We start from the raw sequence: 1,598 nt of genomic DNA, 5'->3' as shown, positions 1-1,598 counted from the left end.
GGGGGTATTCCCTCAGGTGTGGAAAGTGATCTTGCTGGGGAGCAAGTGATCAGTGGGTGAAGCGCCCACGTTCTTCGGGGGGAGAACCACACGTCATGTCCGTGATCGACCGTGTCGACGACACCACTTCAACTACCGTAAGTGATCTTTCGGCTACCGTGACGGAGGTGAGTGGGCCCGAGCAGGACAGCACGCGCCGCCCGATCCGGGAACTGCTGGACGACCGGCTGCTGGACCAGCTGCTGGCCCGGTCCCGGGACGAGGCCGGCGGGCTGCGGCTGACCGGCGAGGGCTCGATGCTCGGCGACCTGGTCAAGGCCGTGCTGGAGCGGGCGCTGGAGGCCGAGCTGACCGCGCACCTGGGCTATGACAAGCACGCCAGCGACGGGTACGGGACCGGCAACTCACGCAACGGCAAGATCTCCAAGACGGTGCAGACCGGGGTCGGTCCGGTCCGCCTGGCGGTGCCGCGCGACCGGAAGGGGTCGTTCGAGCCGGTGCTGGTGCCCAAACGCGCCGGGCGGGTGTCGGGCGGCCTGGACGACATGGTCATCAGCCTGTACGCGCACGGCATGACGGTGCGCGACATCGTCCACCACCTCGACCAGGTCTACGGCACCCAACTGTCACCCGAGACCGTCTCCCGCATCACCGAGCAGGTGATGGACGAGGTCAAAGCCTGGCAGCGCCGCCCCCTGGACCCCGTCTACCCGGTGGTGTTCTTCGACGCGCTGATGGTGAAGGTGCGAGACAACCACGTCGTGCACAACAAGCCCGCCTACCTGGCGGTCGGGATCGACACCGACGGCGACAAACACGTCCTGGGCATCTGGGTCCCCAAAGCCGGCGACGGCCCGGCCGGCCCGCCCGGCACCAACCGGATCGGGGAGGGCGCCGCGTTCTGGCGCGGCGTGGTCGCCGACCTGCGCAACCGCGGCGTCCACGACATCCTCATCGCCTGCGTCGACGGCCTGACCGGGTTCGAGGACGCCATCTGCGCCGCGTTCCCGCACACCACCGTCCAATCATGCGTGGTGCACCTGATCAGAAACAGCCTGCGCCCCGTCCCGCGCAAGCACCGCGCCGCCGTCGCCGCCGAACTGAAGAAGGTCTACACCGCGCCCGACGCCGACGCCGCCCTGGACGCCCTCGCGGCCTTCGCCGACACCGACCTGGGCAGACGCTACCCGCAGGCAGTGAAGGCCTGGGAAACCGCCTGGGAACGGTTCATCCCGTTCCTGGCCTTCACCCCCGCCGTCCGCAAACTCCTCTACACCACCAATGCCATCGAGTCCCTGAACTACCAGCTCCGCAAGGTCACCAAGGCCCGCGGCCACTTCCCGACCGACGACGCGGTGGTCAAGCTGCTCTGGCTGGCCATCCTCAACATCGAGGACAAACGCGCACGCGAACGCGCCGCCAGAGCCGACCTGGACGGTGTCCGCGCCGGCTATCCGGCACGGCTCATCGAGGGCCAGAAGACCTACGGGTGGGCCGAAGCCCTCAACGAACTCGCCGACGCCTACCCAGACCGCATCCAGTAAAGACAACCAGACCCACAACAAGATCATCTTTACACACTTCGAGTTACAGGCTCC

At 67.5% G+C, this 1,598-nt stretch carries 1 protein-coding gene; it reads left to right on the top strand.

Annotated elements, in window-relative coordinates; translation table 11 throughout:
• Positions 1 to 158: 158 nt before the first annotated feature.
• Positions 159 to 1,544, top strand: coding sequence for an IS256 family transposase (locus CHF16_RS39130; protein ID WP_089331234.1), 1,386 nt, complete (start codon positions 159 to 161; stop codon positions 1,542 to 1,544).
• Positions 1,545 to 1,598: the final 54 nt, after the last annotated feature.

The sequence above is a fragment of the Actinomadura meyerae genome (assembly GCF_900188445.1).
Lineage (GTDB): Bacteria > Actinomycetota > Actinomycetes > Streptosporangiales > Streptosporangiaceae > Spirillospora > Spirillospora meyerae.
This window is presented reverse-complemented; position numbering and strand designations above follow the sequence as displayed.